Raw genomic sequence first — 19078 nt, forward strand, 5'->3', positions numbered from 1 at the left:
CAGACGGTTTGACAAGGCGAGAAATGTACATAGCGGTTGCCTCACCCTCGATTGTTGAATTTGTAGCTAAAATAAGTTCTTGGACACTTTCATCTTGCAAGCGCACTAGCAAAGAAGCAACATTAATGTCTTCTGGACCAATACCATCCATTGGTGAAATTGCTCCTTGAAGTACATGGTACATACCGTTGTAGTCACGCATTTTTTCCATTGCAATCACATCTTTTGTATCTTGTACAACACAAATAATAGAATGATCTCGCTGCTTATCTGTACATATGTGACATGGATCTACATCTGTTATATTGCCACAAACAGAACAGTAGCTTAGGTTTCGTTTAGCATCAATCAGTGCTTTAGAGAAAGATAATACATCATCTTCCTTCATTGTTAACACAAAAAACGCCAGACGAGCCGCAGTTTTCGGCCCGATACCTGGCAATTTCATAAAACTATCGATCAATTTAGATATTGGTTCTGGGTAGTACATATGAATACCTCCTAGAATGGAAGGTTTAAGCCTTGCGTGAATTTACCCATAGTTGAGTTTGTTTTTTCTTCTACTTTTTTCAACGCTTCATTTGTTGCAATAACAATTAGGTCTTGTAGCATTTCTATGTCTTCTGGGTCTACTACAGATTCATCCAGATTTACTGAAACTACTTCACGCTGACCAGAAACTGTTACTTTCACCATACCGCCGCCTGCAACACCTTCGAATTGCTCAGCATTTAAAGCTTCTTGTGCCTCCATCATTTCCTTTTGCATTTTTTGCATTTTTTTCATCATACCTTGCATATTTCCCATTCCACGCATAAATGTTTCCTCCTAAAAATTTAATCTTCAATAATTTCAACAAAATCTTTACCAAAGAGCTTTTCAGCCTCAGTCACAAGTGGATCTTGTGAAGCAAGAGGTTGGGCATCATCGATAAATGGTTCTTCTGGCATTTCTGCCGGTGGTGGCTCTAATAATTCTTCTCCATGCTCTGATTCAGACTGTGATTTCTTTTGCTGCAGACCATGATCACGAATAAACTCTTCACGCATTTTTAACCATGATTCTTCTGGTATGCATAGCATCTCGTACATTGTACCAGTTTGCCCTGCAATTAATTGTGTAAAGTGAGCCTTTAAAGACTGGTTGTCGGCAACCATCTGACAATGAATATCATACTTGAATTTTAACACAAAAGCACTTGAAGATGCCGCAACAGGTTCGGCTTCTGCTAAAAGAGCAGATTGTGATTTTTGCATTTGACTTAAGGCTTGCGCCCAAATGGACTTAATGCGTTGCACATCTTGCTTTGTGGCATCTTTCAGCACTTCCTGAATACGACCTGTAGGTGCTTTATAACCATTCGGACTTTTAGCTCGGGGCCGTTGCTCTTTTTGTGCTGTCGGCGTTTGCACAGGAGTCCCCGTTTGCAGTTGTAAGGATAGTTGCTGAACCAGCTGTTCAAGAGCCACAATTTTTTGAGTGAGATCAGGGTTTTCTCCCATTTCATTTGTAGTCACCGTTTGATGGGCTATCCCTCCTGAAAACTGTACCATTTTAAGCAAAGCCGTCTCTAAATAAATTTTTGTATGGTGAGAGAAACGCATCTCTTGCTGTGTTTTTGCAAGTATATCAATATACCCATAAAGCATATTTGGTGCAAATTCGTGTGCTAAAGTGAATACACGTTCCTCAGGAGATACAAGCTCTAAAAGTTCAGCTAAATCATCACTTGTTTGAAGTAATAATAAATCGCGGAAAAATGTAATTAAATCCTCTGAGAGCCGCAAAGGGTCCTTACCGTCAGCTATAAGTTGCTCTAAAAGGGCAAGCATTTGCGCAACATCTTTTACTTTAAGTGCCTCCGCTAGATCATAAAAAACATCCTGACTAATAGAACCTGTAACTAATAACGTATCCTCAAGTTTTAATTTTTCGCCACTAAAAGACACAACTTGGTCCAATAAGCTTAAAGCATCACGCATTCCCCCTGCGGCTGATTGTGCAATCACCTTTAAACCTTGTTCTTCATATGGCAAGTCAATATCTTCCAAAACAACCTTCATACGTTCAATAATATCATTAGTAGAAAGTCGTTTAAAATCAAAACGCTGACAACGAGAAATGATCGTAGCAGGCAATTTATGAGGCTCTGTAGTTGCTAAAATAAACACAGCATGAGGAGGTGGTTCTTCCAACGTTTTTAAAAGAGCGTTAAAAGCGCTTGTAGAAAGCATATGCACTTCGTCTATGATGTACACCTTATATCTACTGCTTGCGGGAGCAAAACGAACCTTTTCTATGATATCCCTAATCTCTTCAACACGTGAATTTGAGGCTGCATCAAATTCAATTACATCTGGATGAGAACCATCTGTAATACTCATGCATGTAGCACATTCATTACAAGGCTCTTTCGATGGTGCATGTTCACAATTCAAGGCCTTCGCAAAGATTTTAGCAGTACTTGTTTTCCCTGTACCACGGGGCCCAGAAAACAAGTAAGCGTGTGTTGTTTTATTTGCTAGGAGAGCATTTTGTAGCGTTCTTTTGACATGTGTTTGACCAGACATTTCTCGAAAAGATTGTGGTCGATACACACGGTAAAATGCTTGATACGTCACTGATTTCCTCTCTCCTTCTCCATTTAATTGAATAGTTTTATTATAGCATTTGCAGCATTATATAGAAAATGAAGATGCTAAATTTAAAATAAAAAAGCATCCGCCTATAATAGACGGATGCTTTGAATTGGCAATTTAATGCCGTGCACCTTTCCTTGACAGCCGCACATAAGCGTTACTCTTGTCGTTAGCTCAGATTAGGCAACCCCGCGGCACATGAATAAGACCACTTAATGCTGCTTCCTTCCGGACCTGACATGGTTCATGGGTATCCATTGCGCAGGACCCAATCGTCAACACTACGTGCAAAAGGCAGACCAAACAATACGGACAGCCTCGAAAAAGGAATTCAGTCTCGCTAGAGCGGATTGCGAGTTACAGGACACCGCTACCTTCCCACCTAGCACGGCAATAACTAGTATACTGACTGTTTGTATAAAATGCAACTTAATGCACAAATTATTTATTTCTAAGTGACAATTTAAACATTATATATTTTTTCAAAAATTATCTTGACGTTCGTTTCTAGTTATGATAAATTTATTTTTGTCGATAAGACAGTAAAGCAATATAACATGGAGGTATACCCAAGTCTGGCTGAAGGGATCGGTCTTGAAAACCGACAGGCGGGTAACACCGCGCGGGGGTTCGAATCCCTCTACCTCCTCCAGTTTTAAATTTTCGACTACGAATGTAGCCGTTTTTTTTTGCCCAAATTGTATGTATTACTTGTTAGATACCACTTCCGCCTCGGTTGTGGTATTTTTTATTATATCAATGATGGGAGGTTGTTGAATTGCAATCGAAATTACTTATGACGCGTGCTTCCCTTACTTGGATTTTCATTATTGCTGTTATGACCGCAATAGGTAGTGAAATTAAAATTATGCCTTTTGCTAATACAACTTTCCGTTTTGGTTTAGGAACCATTGTCTTCTTTTTATGCACATTAATTAAACCTACACCAATTATTTTAGCCGGTGTAGCTACCAGTATTGTGACAACTATTTTTCGGGTTATTAATTCGACATTACATGATGTTCCGATTGCCGAGAGTATATTTAACCATTTACCAGCTGGTTTATTTTATGTATTGTTTGCAGTATGCCTGCAAATTTTAGATATTCAACAATACAGAGAAAAACCACTAAAACTTGGTTTACTCGTTGCTTTTAGTGAGGTTATCAGTAATTTAGCTGAACAAATTTTCCGCTTTTTTGTCCAAACATATACTTTTTTATTTCTCCATGATCTCTTGATCCTATTAGCAGTGGCATTATTACGAAGCTTTTTTGTAGTAGGGATTTACAGCTCTATTTTGATAGCTGAACAAAAAAAACAGGTACAAGAAATGCTGAATATTGGATCTGATCTCTATGTGGAGACACTATATTTAAAAAAATCAATGAATCATATTGAAACAATTACAGGTAGTGGTTATGAATTATATCGTCAGTTAAAGACGCTAGGTTTTCGAGCGGAAAGTTTACAAGCACTTCATATTGCCCAGGAAATCCATGAAGTGAAAAAGGATTCTCAACGGATATATGCTGGTATTTCAAAGATTGTCGGTGAAAAGAGCTTTGGCCCTTTTGTATTATCAGAATTATTGCATTATATTGAAGAAGGTAATAGGAAATATGCAGAATTACTCGGTAAGGAAATACAATTTAATACATGTATAGACTTCGATTTTCAAACGAAAGATCATATTGCACTCCTTGCTCTATTAAATAATTTATCAGCCAATGCTGTTGAGGCTATTGAAAAGCAAGGGATCATTTCTATTGCTATTGAGCGCCAAGAGGATAATACTGTAATAACCGTATGTGATAATGGACAAGGGATTTCACAAGCAGATATTTCTGTTATTTTTGAACCTGGATACACCACTAAATTCAATGTTGATGGTGTTGCAGCAACTGGCATTGGGCTTTCACATGTTGCTGAACTAGTAGAAAAATTAAAAGGCTCAATAACCGTTGAATCAAACAATCAATACACAACGTTTAAAATCATAATTCCTACGCAAACTATTCAAACGGGAGAGACTTAAATGAGGTATTTTATTGTAGATGATGATCGTGCAAGTCGTGTTATGTTAAAGCAAATTATTGAAGATAGCGGGTTAGGAACAGTTATTGGTGAGGCTCGCAATGGTGAGGATGCCATTCCACAAATTTTAATGACACAGCCAGAGTTTGTGCTTATTGATTTACTGATGCCTAAGCTTGATGGCATAGCAACTGTGGAACAACTTATGCAAAATCGTTTCGAGGGACAATTTATTATGATTTCACAGGTAGTGAATAAGGAAATGGTTGGCGAAGCATATGAGCAAGGAATTGATTTCTTCATTCATAAACCAATCAATCGTATTGAAGTCGAAAATGTTTTGAAAAAAACAACTGAACAATTTCGACTTAAAAATTCACTATTAGTGATACGTCAATCACTTACAAATATTGAGTTAAGTGAACAAAAGACTCATAAAGCTACATCACGAGACCATATTCAATCTATTTTGAATGATATGGGGATTGTCGGGGAAATTGGTAGTGAGGATATCATTGCCATTATAGAAACATTACTTGCTCACCAGCACAAGATTGCCCCCCTTCCTCCATTAAAAGAGCTTTATGAAGAAATTGCAGCTGTGACCAAGGCTACGCCAGATGAAATTTTAAAAGAGAGTAAAGCCATCGAGCAGCGTGTGCGTCGTACAATATTAGCTGCCATGATTAATCTCGCTAATTTAGGGGTTGTTGATTACACAAACTCAGAATTCGAGTACTATGCCCCTCGCTACTTTGATTTTAAAGAAATTCGTCAGCTCATGACACAGATTGAAGATCACGATAATCGTAAAGCAAAGGTAAATATTAAGAAGTTTATTCAAGTGTTATATTCAGACATTTTAACAAAAGTAAATTAATTTTCTCGGATTTTGTCGGATTCCATAAGTCCTCCGTATTATTAAAGTAAGGCGTGTCCTAAAAATTTAATATTAGGGGAGGTACAAAGGATTTGAAAAAGAAATTTAAAGTCAGTTTAGCCGCTCAGATTTTAATCGGTTTGATTTTAGGGATCATTGTTGGTGGTATCTTTTACGGAAATCCCAAAATTGAGACATATCTACAACCATTAGGGGATATATTTTTACATCTTATTAAGATGATTGTTGTACCGATTATTATTTCGACATTAATCGTTGGTGTTGCTGGTACTGGAGATATGAAGCAACTTGGACGATTAGGCGGGAAATCTATAATTTACTTTGAGATTATTACTACGGTCGCAATCGTAGTTGGATTACTTTCCGCAAACATTTTCCAACCTGGTGCAGGTCTTAACATGAATGAATTATCTCAAGGGGATATTTCGAAGTATGTATCAACAACTGAGGAAGTTCAGCATGAGGGACCATTTGATATCATTGTAGGCATCGTCCCAACAAATATTATTCAGTCAATGGCTGAAGGTAATATGCTAGCAATTATCTTCTTCTCAGTTATTTTCGGTTTAGGGGTTGCTGCAGTAGGAGATCGAGGGAAACCAGTCTTAGACTTCTTCCAAGGGGTAGCAGATGCTATGTTCTGGGTAACAAACCTCGTAATGAAATTCGCGCCACTAGGGGTATTTGGTTTAATTGGTGTAACCGTTTCCAAATATGGGTTTGCTTCACTGGTTCCACTTGCCAAATTAGCAATCCTTGTTTATGCAACAATGCTATTCTTTATCTTTGTCGTTCTTGGACTTGTGGCAAAATTCGCAGGAATCAGCATCTTCTATTTAATTAAAGTATTAAAAGATGAGCTAATTTTAGCCTTCTCAACAGCAAGTTCTGAAGCTGTGTTACCACGTATTATGATGAAAATGGAGAAATTAGGGGCGCCAAAGGATATTGTATCTTTTGTTATACCTACCGGTTACTCCTTTAACTTAGATGGGTCAACACTATATCAAGCCATTGCAGCATTATTTATTGCACAAATGTACGGTATTCACCTAAGCATTGGTGAACAAATTACGTTAATGCTTGTATTAATGGTTACATCAAAAGGTATTGCAGGTGTACCAGGCGTATCATTCGTAGTACTTCTAGCAACTTTAGGTACTGTAGGTATTCCACTTGAGGGACTAGCCTTCATTGCTGGTATTGACCGTATTCTTGATATGGGACGTACAGTTGTTAACGTAATTGGTAACTCATTAGCGTCATTAGTAATGGCTAAATGGGAAGGCCGTTTCGATCGAGAAAAGATGAAAAATTACTTTAATGATAATGAAAATCTAGCGTAATTTAAAAAAATCCTCACGATGTTGGATGGCATCGTGAGGGTTTTTTTATTTTGCTAACACTTTATCTAAATAAGCGATAATTGATTCTTTTCCATTGGCATGTGCTTCTTGAGCGCGTTTTTCATCTTTTTCAAGCTTAGCCTCTGCCGCTACAACGATTTTTTCAGCATCTTGCTGTGGCACAACAATTACACCATCCACATCCCCAATAATATAATCACCAGGATGAACCGTAACTCCTCCAATGGCGATCGGTACATTTACTTGACCACCGCCGTTTTTATTGCCTGCTGCTACAGTAGTGCCCAACGAAAATACAGGGAAATTTAATTCGCGAATTGCTGCAATATCACGGATTACACCATCCACAACAAAACCTTGTACACCTATCCCTTTTGCTAAGGAGATCACAAAATCTCCAGCAACAGCTCGGTTTGTATTTCCTTTTGCATCAATGACTAAAATATCCCCTTCATTTGCAGCCCTAATCGCTTCCAAAACTGCCCCATTTTCACCATCTGGTAAACGTACAGTTACAGCTCGCCCAGCAACTTTAAAATGGTCTGCTAACGGCTTAATATCACTTCGCACATTGGTATGCCCACCAGTTGCATCTGAAATAGCTGTTGTTGGTAAATGCTGAAAGCTTACTTCCACTTTTGTCATACATAACACCCCTATTATGATTAATGACTTACACTAGTATTGTAAATAAAAAATATATCCTATTTCAATATATCACGAAAATAGTAGTCATTATTAGAATTAAATAATTTCAATAAATTGCTTTGATTGCTCGTCTAAGGCTTCAGCAGCAGATGCTATTTCACTAAAGTCATTTGCTGTGACAGTAATTTGTTCATTTGTTTTATCTATTTTTTCTGCTATTTTTGTAATACTATCAGTCACCTGACCAATTTCTCGCTCAATGCCCTCCACATTATCCTTCACTTCTGAAATAGATTGTTCAACTCTTACAGAAAGCTTACGTACCTCTTTCGCCACTACATCAAAACCTCTTCCATATTCTCCAGCCCTAGCTGCTTCAATAGCTGCATTTAATGCCAATAAATTAGTTTGTGAGGCAATTTCTTGTATAGTTTTGACAATCCCTTTAATAGAATCTGCTTGTTTCTGAAGCTGTACAAGATTACTTACATTTTCATTTGATTCCTTTGAAACCACTTTAATGGTTTCTAGTAGATCTTGGCTATTTTGAATGCCCGCCTCTGAACGCTGGTAAAGCTTATTAGACATGCCCTTCAACTTGTCGGCAACACTAACTATCTCATGTTGGCGTTCGGTGATATTGGTAGCTATTTTGGATACACCTATTACTTTTCTTGTATTATTTGCGAAGACAGGCATATATGTCGCTTCCAGCCAAATTATATTCCCTCTAGCATCAATTCTTTCTATTTTGTCCTGATAGCTGTTTCCTGCCGTTAGGTGACGCCAAAATTTATCGTACTCCATACTATTAACGAAATCTGGCAAACAAAAGTCTTTATGATGTTTTCCTAGCATTTCCTGCACTGTATAGCCTAATGTTTGAGCAAATAGTTCATTGACATACGCTACTCTTCTATCCATATCGAAGCGGATAATAGCTATATTGCGTTCAATAGCCTGTACTACTAAATCATCGGTTACTTGAGCCTCTACACTATGCATAAAGAACACCCCATCCGTTACTAATTTTTTACTTAAAATTTAATTTTATATTACATTAATTATGCCTCAGTGTAATTGCAGCAGATGTTAGTGTACCTGCTGCATCAAGATAAAAAACATGGAGAATGTTCATCCATGTTTTTTTAATAAACGTAAAATCCCTTCAGAGGTAGCCGCTACACGTAAGAACTTCTTTTGCTCTGCACGTATAAAGCCTTCCTCTAGCATTGTTTTAAAATGCTGTAGAAGTGCATCATAGAATCCATGGACATTATATAAAATGACAGGTTTTGTATGAAGGCCAATCTGAGCCCAAGTAAATACCTCAAAATATTCATCTAAAGTCCCTGCGCCACCTGGCAGAGCAATAAAAGCATCGGCTAACTCGGCCATTTTAGCTTTACGAATATGCATAGAGTCTACAATATGAATTTCTGTTAATGAGGCATGGGCCAATTCACGCTTTTGTAAATGTGTTGGCATCACACCAATCACTTCTCCTCCAGCTGCTAAAACAGCATCGGCTACCTTCCCCATTAGGCCTGTTTTAGAACCACCATAGACAACCCCGTGACCGTTTTTTGCCAGTGCTGTACCAAGCTCAGCAGCTTTCTCTGCATAAATAGGACTTTTACCCAAACCGGATCCGCAATACACTGCGATTCTTATAATAATCCCTCCTATTCAAAAAACGTGAAACAATCGGCTATATATTGTCTCACGTTTTTTGGTCATTTATTTTACTTTTATTTTCGTAAATGGCTTGTTTGTTTTAGCATATGACTGATACGGCTTACAATTGATTCAATGGCATCAGGATTTTTTAATAAATCATAATCATTAATATCTAAACGTAGAACGGGACAAGAATTAAAATTATTTATCCAATTTTCATAGCGTTCATGCATTTCTATCCAATAATCATTCGGTGTTTGTTGCTCCATTGTACGTCCTCGCTCTTGAATACGCCCAATAACTGCATCAATAGGTCCTTCAAGATAGACAAGCAAATCTGGATGTGGGAAATAAGGTGTCATCACCATTGCATCAAACAAATTTGTATAAGTCTCATAATCTGTTGGGCTCATTGTTCCTTTATCATAATGCATCTTAGCAAAAATGCCAGTATCCTCATAAATAGAACGATCTTGTACAAATCCTCCACCATATTCAAAAATACGCTTCTGTTCTTTAAAACGCTCTGCTAAAAAGTAGACCTGTAAATGAAAGCTCCATTTTTCAAAGTCCTCATAAAATTTATCAAGGTATGGATTTGTGTCTACTTTCTCGAACGAGGTACGAAAGTTCAGTGCCTCTGCTAAAGCCTTTGTCATCGTCGATTTTCCTACCCCAACAGTACCTGCAATCGTAATAACCGTTTGTGGTGGAATATCGTACTTCTCTCTTAAATTCATTATTGCAAACTCCTTTGTTGTAACGTATCTTTAATTATTTTTAAAACATGATTTAAATCATTGGGATTTTTTACAAAATCAAGCTGATCTCCATTAAATCGAATAACTGGAATTTCGGGATGCATGCTTTCAAAATGCTCGATAAAAGAATGATAGTCGGCCACAAGCTGCTCCATGTAATCACGTGAAATCATCTTTTCAAACTCTCGCCCTCGCATGGCGATACGCTTCATTAATGTCTCAACGCTGGCATATAAATAAACCACTACATTTGGAACAGGCATGTCTTTCGTTAAAATTCTATAGATCTCTTCATACTTCTCGTATTCAGTTGGTGCCAATGTACGCTTCGCAAATATTAAATTTTTAAAAATATGATAGTCTGCTACAACAGGTTTGGCATGTGCTAAACGAAATTTTTTAATATCGGTTAGTTGCTTATAGCGATTACAGAGGAAGAACATTTCCGTTTGGAAACTCCACTCCTCAATGTTTTCATAAAACTTATTTAAAAAAGGGTTTTCGTCTACAATTTCTTTTAATAGATGGTAATTAAATGTCGCTGCTATCTCTTTCGATAAAGAGGTTTTACCAACACCAATCGGACCTTCTACCGTAACAAATGGAACCGTCACCAGAAGCTCCTCCTTTTGTTCTATGGATTCGATCATTGTGTCCTACATAAAATGAATCAGTACCTTTCATTTTATCATAGTAGGAAAATGAAAAACAGAATCAACCTATTGTTCTAGTAAATTTACCTGGGATATTCTTCTCATGATGACATAGAAAAAAGACATCGAGAATCTACTTCCCGATGCCTTTATACTTATTTATAATTTCACTCGTTGTAAACGAAGTGCATTTAATACGACCGAAACTGAACTAAAGGCCATCGCTGCGCCTGCTACCCATGGAGCAAGCAGACCGAGTGCAGCAATTGGAATACCTAATGTATTATAAGCAAATGCCCAAAATAGATTTTGTTTAATATTACGCATTGTTTTTCTACTCATTAGAATGGCATCCGCGATACTATTTAAATCTCCACGAATAAGCGTAATATCTGCAGCTTCCATTGCCACATCTGTCCCTGTACCAATTGCCATCCCAATATTCGCTGTTGCTAAGGCAGGTGCGTCATTAATACCATCACCAACCATCGCTACTTTTTTCCCTTGGGCTTGAAGTTTTTTCACTTCATCAGCTTTACCTTCTGGTAAGACTTCTGCAATAACATGATTCACGCCTACCTCTGTTCCAATTGCTTGAGCAGTACGCTCGTTATCACCAGTCATCATGATGACCGTAATACCCATATCCTGTAAACGACGAATAGCTTCTTTTGATGTATCTTTCACGGTATCAGCCACAGCTACTAAACCTGCATATTGCCCATTAATGGCTGCTAACATGGCTGTCTTACCATTTCGTTCTAGTTGCTCCATTGTTGGTAAAATATCATTAATATGAATACTATATTGTTGCATTAATTTACGTGTGCCAATGATAACACCTTGACCTGAGACAGTTGCCTGCACACCATAACCCGGTATTGCTTCAAAGAATTGAACGTCACCTAAAGCTATGCCGCGTTTTTCTATGCCTTGAACAATGGCTTCAGCTAGTGGATGCTCTGACTGCTTCTCTGCTGCTCCGATTAAGGATAAAAAGCGTGCTTCATCTTGCTCTGGCGCTAACAGAACATCTGTAAGCTCAGGTTTACCATGTGTCACTGTTCCTGTTTTATCTACAACAACTGTATCTATGCCTTGTGTTTGCTCTAAATGTTCTCCACCTTTAAATAAAATACCAAACTCAGCTGCACGTCCAGAGCCTGCCATTATTGAAGTTGGTGTTGCTAACCCAAGTGCACATGGACAAGCAATGACAAGAACTGCGATTAATACCTCTAAAGCAGGTGTAAATTCCCCTGGACGGACCCAAATAATCCAAATTAAAAAGGTTACAATGGCTATGCCAACAACAATAGGTACGAAAATCCCCGAAATCTGATCTGCTAAACGTTGAATAGGTGCTTTTGATCCTTGAGCATCTTCGACCACTTTAATAATTTGTGCTAATGCTGTATCACGTCCAACCTTTGTTGCAGTCATTTTAATAAAACCATTTTTGTTAATAGTTGAGCCAAATAATAGATCACCTTGCTTTTTATCAACTGGTAGACTTTCTCCTGTTAGCATCGATTCATCAACAGCCGTTGTCCCCTCTATTACCTCACCATCTACAGGAATTTTTTCACCTGGTTTCACTAAAATAACATCGCCAATAATAACTTCTTCTAATGGGACCTCCTTTTCTATACCGTCACGTACAACGATTGCTGTCTTTGCCTGAAGTCCCATTAGTTTTTTTATGGCTTCAGATGAGCGTCCTTTTGCCTTTGCCTCAAATAATTTACCTAATAAAATAAGTGTAATTAATACAGCACTCGTTTCAAAATAAAGATGTGGACCATGATGTGATCCTATCGTTACAATCGCTTGATAGACACTATAGAAATAGGCCGCTGATGTCCCCATCACAACAAGCACATCCATATTTGCACTACCATTGCGTAATGCTTTATATGCCCCTACATAAAATTGTTTACCAATAATAAATTGCACTGGCGTAGCCAATACCATTTGGACCCATGGATTCATTAGAAATTCTGGAACATATAAAAATGACGTAAAGGAAAAATGACCAACCATCGTCCAAAGCAGTGGTAAAGAAAGTATTGCCGATAAAATAAATTTATGTTGTTGCTGTTTGATAGCTTTTTCACGATGATCCACTGTTTCCCGCTCATCTGCCTTTTGATGTGCCCCATAGCCTAGCTTCTCAACTTTTGTAATGATATCTGCGATGGATACTTCCGAAGGATTAAACTCGATCATCGCTTTTTCCAGTGCTAAGTTGACATTAGCAGAGGAAATACCACTTAGTTTATTTAACCCTTTTTCAATGCGAGTCGCACAGGCTGCACATGTCATACCTGTAATATCAAGTTCAGCTTTTTGTTTAACAACACCATACCCAAGTGCTTCTATTTTCTTTTCAAAATCTGCTTCACTTAGTTTAGTTGGGTCATATTTAATAGATGATTTTTCAAGTGCTAAATTTACTGTTGCATGTTCTACACCATCCATTTTATTTAACCCTTTTTCTATTCGAGTGGCACAGGCCGCACATGTCATCCCTGTAATTTGCAAATTAGCTTCCTTATGATCAGAACTCATTTACCTTTCACCTCTCCTTATACCGACTAGGGGTATATATTTTTGAAAATAAGAGAGTGCCACAGAAGCACTCTACAAATTTTATTTTACTTCATAGCCTTGATCATCAATTGTCTCTTTAATTTGATCAAGTGATACTTGTGCATCGTCAAATGCAACATCAACTAAACCTTCTGCTAAATTTACTTTTACTTGTTCAACACCAGCTAAAGCACCAACGTTTTTTTCAACCGCGTTTACACAATGACCACATGACATTCCTTGTACGTTTAATGTTACGTTTTGCATAATAAAATCTCTCCTTTTGTATGTTTTCAATCTATTTTTTCATTAACTTTTGAATCGTTATTACTAACTCATCTAATACTGCTTCATCGCCCTCTGATAGACGATCCACAACACAGCCCTTTAAATGACCTTCTAATAATATTTTTGCCACACTATTTAATGCAGATTGTGTAGCAGATAGTTGCGTAATAATATCATCACAGTAAACGTCTTTATCAATCATTCCCTTAATACCACGAATCTGACCTTCAATTCGATTTAAGCGAGTTGTTAAATCCTTTTTCACACGCTCAGGGTGATGACTTTTTCGGCAAGACGTAGCTTCCTCTGTATGACAAGCTTCTTCTTTTACTGTCTCCTCCATTCACTACACCTCCTATTTGTAATTATCATACTATACCCAAGAAGGGTATGCAAGTCATAAAAAATTTTATTTTTCATCGTGATGATGTTCATGGTCATTTTCTAATTTACATAAAATAGAATTATCATGTCGATGTAAGGATGTTTCTAATTGAATTGTTACATGCTTAATGCCCTTATGTTGAAGATTATGTTCAATTTTCCGCAAGATATGCTCACTCTCAGCTATTTTCAATTGATCATTTACAACCGCATGACAGGATAATGCATTCGTTCCACTAGTAATTGTCCAGATGTGTAAATCGTGGATACTTTCTATTCTATCAGTCTGCTCTATTAACTGAATAATCTCCTGAACATCTACATTTGAAGGTGTCCCCTCCATTAAGACATGAATGGAGGCTTTTGTGACATGGTAGCCACTTCGTACGACCAATAATGCAACAATAACGCTTGCAAGAGGATCTGCCCAGCCCCAGCCAAAAAACATAATTAATAGTGCCGCAACAATAGCTCCTACAGACCCTAGCATATCACTTAGTACATGTAAAAATGCTCCGCGCATATTTAAATTATCCTTTGTATCACTTCCACGCATCATAATCCAGGCAACTAAAATGTTTACGAACAAACCAATTATACTAATTATAAGCATTCCAGTTGTAGCTACTTCTGGTGGGTTTGTAAATCGTTCAATTGCTTCATAGAAAATAAATAATGCGATTCCTATTAATGTAATGCCATTCAATACTGCAGCTAGAATCTCAAATCGTTTATAGCCGTATGTCTTACTATAGCTTGCAGCTTTTTCCCCAAACATAAAAGCTAACATTGCTATGCCTAAAGAGATAGAGTCGCTTAACATATGCCCTGCATCTGATAAAAGAGCCAAACTATTTGTTAAAAAGCCACCAATGGCTTCCACTACCATATACCCTGTAATAATAATAAACGACAGTAATAATACCTTTTTATTTGCACCATGTGTATGATCATGGCCATGGTCGTGTTGATGTCCCATTGTTATTCCCCCATTTCATTTTAGTTATGAGCCGCATGCTCAATAGCCTGCTTCAATAAATTCATAATGTGATCATCGTCCTTAGAATAATATATGGTTGTTCCTTCTCTCCTAAATTTCACCAATCTTAAATTTTTAAGAAAGCGTAATTGGTGGGAAACGGTTGATTGGCCTAAATCTAAAATTTCTGCAATATCATTAACAGAATGTTCATCTGAACAAAGTAAGTTTAAAATACGAATTCGTGTTGGATCACTCAAGGCTTTAAAAGTCTGAGATACTACAAATAATGTCTCTTCATCTAAATGCTGATCAATATTTTTTTGCATTTCTGAACTGTTTAATTTTTCATCCATAGAAGTTTACCCCATTCTTCAATATTTATATATGAGCATGTGTTCATATATAAATATATATGGATATATAAGGAATGTCAACAAGTATTTATGCTTCGACATATTACATATCAATCGCTTACGCATGGCTGCAATGATTTTAGATGAATATAACATCCGAAAAGAAGTTAAAAGTAGCAATTACCAATTCAGCACGCTACACTACTGTTAAGGAGAGATATGAGTGGATATTTTTGACGCAGATCGTTTATTTATGAAACAAGCATTAGAGGAAGCTCAACAGGCTGCATTACTTGGGGAAGTACCAATTGGTGCAGTACTTGTTTATGAAGGAAAAATCATTGCACGTGCGCATAATTTAAGAGAAACAACGCAAAATGCAACAACACATGCGGAGCTGTTAGTGATTCAAGAAGCCTGCAAAAAAATAGGGAGTTGGCGACTGGAGGATACTACTCTTTATGTTACATTGGAGCCTTGTCCAATGTGTGCAGGAGCCATTCTCCAATCACGTGTACCCCGAGTTGTTTATGGGGCAAGAGATCAAAAAGCTGGCTGTGTAGATTCTCTTTACCATTTATTAAATGATGAACGCTTTAATCATGAATGTGATGTAACAGAAGGGATTTTAGCCGAGGAATGTGGTCAAATTTTAACAGACTTTTTTAAGGCATTACGAGACCGTAAAAAAGCTGAGAAAAAAGCACGATTAGCTTCCAACGATGTAAATGGTCTTTAAAGAAGGTGCCTCCTAATGAGACACCTTCTTTAATATTTAAGGGAATGGCGATATATATGAAATATGTCGTAGCAGCGACCATCTTCATAACTAATTTATTGAGCTTGAATAGTGGATTGTGTAAAAACACATTCTCCTTCGATATATGTAGCGAATGGTTTTACATGCATAAGCTGGTTATGTGAAAGCGTCAACAAATCGTCTGTTAGTACAACAAAATTAGCTTCATAGCCCTCTTTTAACTGACCAACGTTCTCCATACGAATCATCGTCTTGGCATCAACTGTGTATAGCTGTAATGCCTCCTCTACAGAGATTTTTTCTGCGGTACCTAAATCTGTTCCATCATAGGCTGTTCGTGTAACAGCTGCTTGTATCGTAACAAAGGGATTAGCCGCTTCTGCCCATGATGTAGCAGGCGCATCTGAAGAGAGCGCTGTCGCAATCCCCCTCTTGAGAAATGTTTGTACACCATATAATGTCTGTGTTTTTTCTAGCCCTAGATTCTCTAAATAACTCTCAATTTCACAAAATAAGAAGATGGGTTGTGGCACAAAGCCTATCCCCCATTCAGCAGCTTTTTGCAAGGCACTTTTAGATGGCATGGCTGCATGCTCAATACGAACAGACGGTGCATCTGTTAACCAAGCCTTTTCCTCATAAAATGTGTCGACAATTAGATCAATGGCTCTGTCCCCCATTGCATGAACCACTAATTGAATACCATATTCTTTTGCTACCGCAGCAGCCGCTAGCAGCTCCTCTTTCGAAGTCATCGCTATGCCTTTTTCATCACTTCCCAAAAATGGCTCAGAAACAAGTGCTGTACGGCCTGAAACACTGCCATCCGAAAATAGCTTAATGCCTCCGATATAGGCTCCTGCAGAACGATCAATAGTATTTGCTGTCAACAGCTCATATCGTTGAATATCTTCCCAGATATAATAAACTGCTACGCGTTGCTTAAAACCTTTTTCTCGGGCTTTACGATACAGGCCTAAATAATCAATTGGTGCTACCGTGGCCATTAATTCTGTAATACTTGTTACACCATAGGATGCCAAAGTTTGTGATAGCTTTAGGAGCCTTTTGACAATCTCTTCTTCAGATGGTGTAGGTAAATGCTGTAGTACTAGATTACGTGCATTTTCACGCAGTACGCCTGTAGGTTCTCCATTTTCATCCCGATCGATTTGTCCACCCTGTGGATCAAGCGTATCCTTCGTAATACCTGCGATTGCTAATGCTTTACTATTAACCGATATAATATGACCACATGTACGCATAACAATGACAGGTAACTCTGTAGAGGCACGGTCTAAGTCCTCTTTTAAAGGCGCTCTTTTTTCCTTTAGTTTCCCTTCATCATAGCCCCAGCCTAATAGCCATCCCCGCTGACTTGCATCACAGTTTGCTAATGCATTAATTATATCCTCAATAGAATAAATATATGGAGGTAAACAAGCCACTTGTTCCATAACATCCGCTAACATAATCGGATGCATATGAGCGTCAATAATCCCAGGAATAATGACCTTTCCTTGTACATCTATTATTTCTCCCTGATAGGGGGGTAAATCTTCCTGTTGTCCAATCCAAAGTATCTTTCTTCCTTCGATTACCATAGCAGTTGCAGATGGCTGAATAGTATCTGCTGTATATATCTTTGCGTTACAAATAATTTGCATCATTTTTCAACTCCTATTTCTTCTATACCAAAAGTAGATTTTTCAGGATCTTCTGCTTTCAGCACCTTATGCAAAATAGTACCGATAATAAAGCCAACAATAGATGGCATAATCCAAGCAAATCCACTAGACTGCAATGGTAAATGCATGACCAACTGTGTCACACCAGGTATCGTAATTTCATAGCTAGCAAATGTTTCAACGACGCTTACTAGAAATGCAAATAGCACAGTTCCTTTATAGGCTCCTGCATTTGGTACAAAACGATCAAAGGCTCCCAGTAGCACAAGTACAATAATGACTGGATAAATTACCAAGAAAATCGGCAATGTAATTTCGACGATGGCACCTACACCTAAGGAGCCAATAGTTGCGCCTACTACACACATAATAAAGACCCACGTTCTATAGCCAAGCTTCTCTTTTGTTAGTTCATTTAAAAACTGTGAGGATATGACCATGACACCAATCGCTGATGTTAAGCAGGCAAAAACAACACATATAGCTAGTAACGCTTTACCCAAATTACCAATGACACTAAAGGCAATGCCCGCTAATAGTTCTGTATCACTGCCAGGTTTTGTGATGATGCCACTACTTGTAGCCCCTAAATAGAGCAGGCCACCATATACTGCAATTAACCCTATTGCAGCAATAGCCATTCCACCAAGCGCGACCTTTTTAGATTGTTTCCCTTTATAGCCATAGCCAACTATTGCTGCTAAAAAGATTGGCGCACAAAGAATACCTGTTCCCACATCTCCTGTTTGATAGGCTGCTATTATGGAGTTGGCAAAAACCCTTTCTGCTCCTGTATTAATTGCCGCTCCTATTGGGTCTAATACCCCTTTACCAATGAGGATAATAAGTATAAGAACAAGAACAGGCGTCAACCATTTGCCAATCTTATCGATCACATTTGATTGGTCCATCGCAAAGTAAAAGCAAATCGCGAAAAATGCTAATACTGACACAATTAAAGGTACGTTCGGAATAATTTGTGATACTCCTAATTCATGAGTTGTCGCTGACATCCTCGGTATTGTGACAATCATCCCAATACAAACCATCATGACCGTATTAAAGGCTTTATAAAACCAATTTCCGATTGGTCTTGTGAGCGCTTCCACAGTTCCCCCAGTATTATAAATTGCATACACCGCAAGCACAGGTAAAATAACACCCGTTAAGCTAAAGCCCATCAGAGCGGAGATCCATGATTCCCCTGCACTATTTCCTATGGAAGGCGGAAATATTAAATTCCCAGCACCAAAAAATATAGCAAATAAGGCTAGCCCCACGATTATCGTATGCTGCACAACTTTAGACATATCCTCAACCCCTTTATAATCGTTTACAGAAGATT

General features: G+C 37.9%; 19 protein-coding genes, 1 tRNA gene and 1 other RNA gene (1 of these 21 cut by a window edge). 5 read left to right on the top strand and 16 right to left on the bottom strand.

Translation table 11 applies throughout. The features are described 5' to 3' along the window. From recR to ffs, 4 genes are all read right to left on the bottom strand, one after another. Positions 1 to 490: the 5' portion of a recombination mediator RecR gene (gene recR, locus AAJG31_RS13250; RefSeq protein ID WP_048391017.1), read on the bottom strand. It extends 107 nt beyond the left edge of the window; 490 of the gene's 597 nt are visible here — the first part of the coding sequence; its start codon is at positions 488 to 490; the stop codon falls past the left edge of the window. Positions 491 to 501: 11 nt separating this feature from the next. Further along, the gene (locus AAJG31_RS13255) at positions 502 to 816 is read right to left on the bottom strand and encodes a YbaB/EbfC family nucleoid-associated protein (RefSeq protein WP_004233957.1); all 315 of its coding nucleotides are present in this window, start codon (positions 814 to 816) and stop codon (positions 502 to 504) included. A 20-nt stretch (positions 817 to 836) separates the two neighbouring features. Further along, positions 837 to 2621 carry a DNA polymerase III subunit gamma/tau gene (dnaX, locus tag AAJG31_RS13260; RefSeq protein ID WP_048391014.1) on the bottom strand — a complete coding sequence of 595 codons (1785 nt, stop codon included), beginning with the start codon at positions 2619 to 2621 and terminating at the stop codon, positions 837 to 839. A 141-nt stretch (positions 2622 to 2762) separates the two neighbouring features. Next, positions 2763 to 3030, bottom strand: an RNA gene (gene ffs / locus AAJG31_RS13265) — signal recognition particle sRNA large type. A gap of 168 nt (positions 3031 to 3198) precedes the next feature. Here ffs and AAJG31_RS13270 point away from each other — a divergent pair. The 4 genes from AAJG31_RS13270 to AAJG31_RS13285 all read left to right on the top strand — a co-directional run bounded on the left by AAJG31_RS13270 (position 3199) and on the right by AAJG31_RS13285 (position 6923). Next, a tRNA-Ser gene (locus AAJG31_RS13270) sits at positions 3199 to 3291 on the top strand. A gap of 126 nt (positions 3292 to 3417) precedes the next feature. Next, complete coding sequence (locus tag AAJG31_RS13275) at positions 3418 to 4677, top strand: sensor histidine kinase (protein ID WP_279493559.1); 1260 nt, start codon at positions 3418 to 3420, stop codon at positions 4675 to 4677. Next, on the top strand, positions 4678 to 5556 hold the full coding sequence (locus tag AAJG31_RS13280; RefSeq protein WP_048391012.1) for a response regulator: 879 nt from the start codon (positions 4678 to 4680) through the stop codon (positions 5554 to 5556). 92 nt (positions 5557 to 5648) lie between these two features. Then, positions 5649 to 6923: a cation:dicarboxylase symporter family transporter gene (locus AAJG31_RS13285; RefSeq protein ID WP_016995246.1), complete on the top strand. Its 1275-nt coding sequence runs from the start codon at positions 5649 to 5651 to the stop codon at positions 6921 to 6923. Between the two features lie 45 nt (positions 6924 to 6968). Here the strand turns inward: AAJG31_RS13285 and AAJG31_RS13290 are convergent, their stop codons facing one another. The 10 genes from AAJG31_RS13290 to AAJG31_RS13335 all read right to left on the bottom strand — a co-directional run bounded on the left by AAJG31_RS13290 (position 6969) and on the right by AAJG31_RS13335 (position 15285). Next, on the bottom strand, positions 6969 to 7589 hold the full coding sequence (locus tag AAJG31_RS13290; protein WP_115674562.1) for an RraA family protein: 621 nt from the start codon (positions 7587 to 7589) through the stop codon (positions 6969 to 6971). Between the two features lie 99 nt (positions 7590 to 7688). Next, on the bottom strand, positions 7689 to 8597 hold the full coding sequence (locus AAJG31_RS13295) for a methyl-accepting chemotaxis protein (RefSeq protein ID WP_016995248.1): 909 nt from the start codon (positions 8595 to 8597) through the stop codon (positions 7689 to 7691). A 129-nt stretch (positions 8598 to 8726) separates the two neighbouring features. After that, positions 8727 to 9236 carry a TIGR00730 family Rossman fold protein gene (locus AAJG31_RS13300; protein WP_009374249.1) on the bottom strand — a complete coding sequence of 170 codons (510 nt, stop codon included), beginning with the start codon at positions 9234 to 9236 and terminating at the stop codon, positions 8727 to 8729. A gap of 107 nt (positions 9237 to 9343) precedes the next feature. Further along, positions 9344 to 10012, bottom strand: a complete 669-nt coding sequence (locus AAJG31_RS13305; RefSeq protein WP_004233968.1) for a deoxynucleoside kinase — start codon at positions 10010 to 10012, stop codon at positions 9344 to 9346. Continuing rightward, positions 10012 to 10647 (bottom strand): deoxynucleoside kinase, encoded by a 636-nt coding sequence (locus tag AAJG31_RS13310; protein ID WP_048391001.1) that lies wholly within the window; start codon positions 10645 to 10647, stop codon positions 10012 to 10014. Before AAJG31_RS13310 ends, AAJG31_RS13305 begins: the two co-directional genes overlap by 1 nt. 198 nt (positions 10648 to 10845) lie before the next feature. Next, positions 10846 to 13257: a heavy metal translocating P-type ATPase gene (locus tag AAJG31_RS13315; RefSeq protein WP_279493558.1), complete on the bottom strand. Its 2412-nt coding sequence runs from the start codon at positions 13255 to 13257 to the stop codon at positions 10846 to 10848. Between the two features lie 81 nt (positions 13258 to 13338). Further along, positions 13339 to 13545 (bottom strand): copper chaperone CopZ, encoded by a 207-nt coding sequence (gene copZ / locus AAJG31_RS13320; RefSeq protein WP_036121975.1) that lies wholly within the window; start codon positions 13543 to 13545, stop codon positions 13339 to 13341. 31 nt (positions 13546 to 13576) lie between these two features. Continuing rightward, the gene (locus tag AAJG31_RS13325; protein WP_048390994.1) at positions 13577 to 13909 is read right to left on the bottom strand and encodes a metal-sensing transcriptional repressor; all 333 of its coding nucleotides are present in this window, start codon (positions 13907 to 13909) and stop codon (positions 13577 to 13579) included. Positions 13910 to 13975: 66 nt separating this feature from the next. Beyond that, positions 13976 to 14929: a cation diffusion facilitator family transporter gene (locus AAJG31_RS13330; protein WP_279493557.1), complete on the bottom strand. Its 954-nt coding sequence runs from the start codon at positions 14927 to 14929 to the stop codon at positions 13976 to 13978. A 20-nt stretch (positions 14930 to 14949) separates the two neighbouring features. Beyond that, positions 14950 to 15285: a metalloregulator ArsR/SmtB family transcription factor gene (locus AAJG31_RS13335; protein ID WP_004233978.1), complete on the bottom strand. Its 336-nt coding sequence runs from the start codon at positions 15283 to 15285 to the stop codon at positions 14950 to 14952. A 223-nt stretch (positions 15286 to 15508) separates the two neighbouring features. On the opposite strand from AAJG31_RS13335, the gene tadA reads away from it, so the two are divergent. Next, positions 15509 to 16024 (top strand): tRNA adenosine(34) deaminase TadA, encoded by a 516-nt coding sequence (tadA, locus tag AAJG31_RS13340; RefSeq protein WP_081010911.1) that lies wholly within the window; start codon positions 15509 to 15511, stop codon positions 16022 to 16024. Between the two features lie 95 nt (positions 16025 to 16119). On the opposite strand, the gene AAJG31_RS13345 is transcribed toward tadA, so the two are convergent. Both AAJG31_RS13345 and brnQ read right to left on the bottom strand, forming a co-directional pair. Further along, a complete protein-coding gene (locus tag AAJG31_RS13345) occupies positions 16120 to 17715 on the bottom strand; it encodes an amidohydrolase (RefSeq protein ID WP_279493555.1) in 1596 nt (531 codons plus the stop codon). Further along, complete coding sequence (brnQ, locus tag AAJG31_RS13350) at positions 17712 to 19043, bottom strand: branched-chain amino acid transport system II carrier protein (RefSeq protein ID WP_279493554.1); 1332 nt, start codon at positions 19041 to 19043, stop codon at positions 17712 to 17714. Before brnQ ends, AAJG31_RS13345 begins: the two co-directional genes overlap by 4 nt. Positions 19044 to 19078 lie beyond the last annotated feature (35 nt).

The organism is Lysinibacillus sp. BS3 (genome assembly GCF_039614735.1).
Lineage (GTDB): Bacteria > Bacillota > Bacilli > Bacillales_A > Planococcaceae > Lysinibacillus > Lysinibacillus capsici.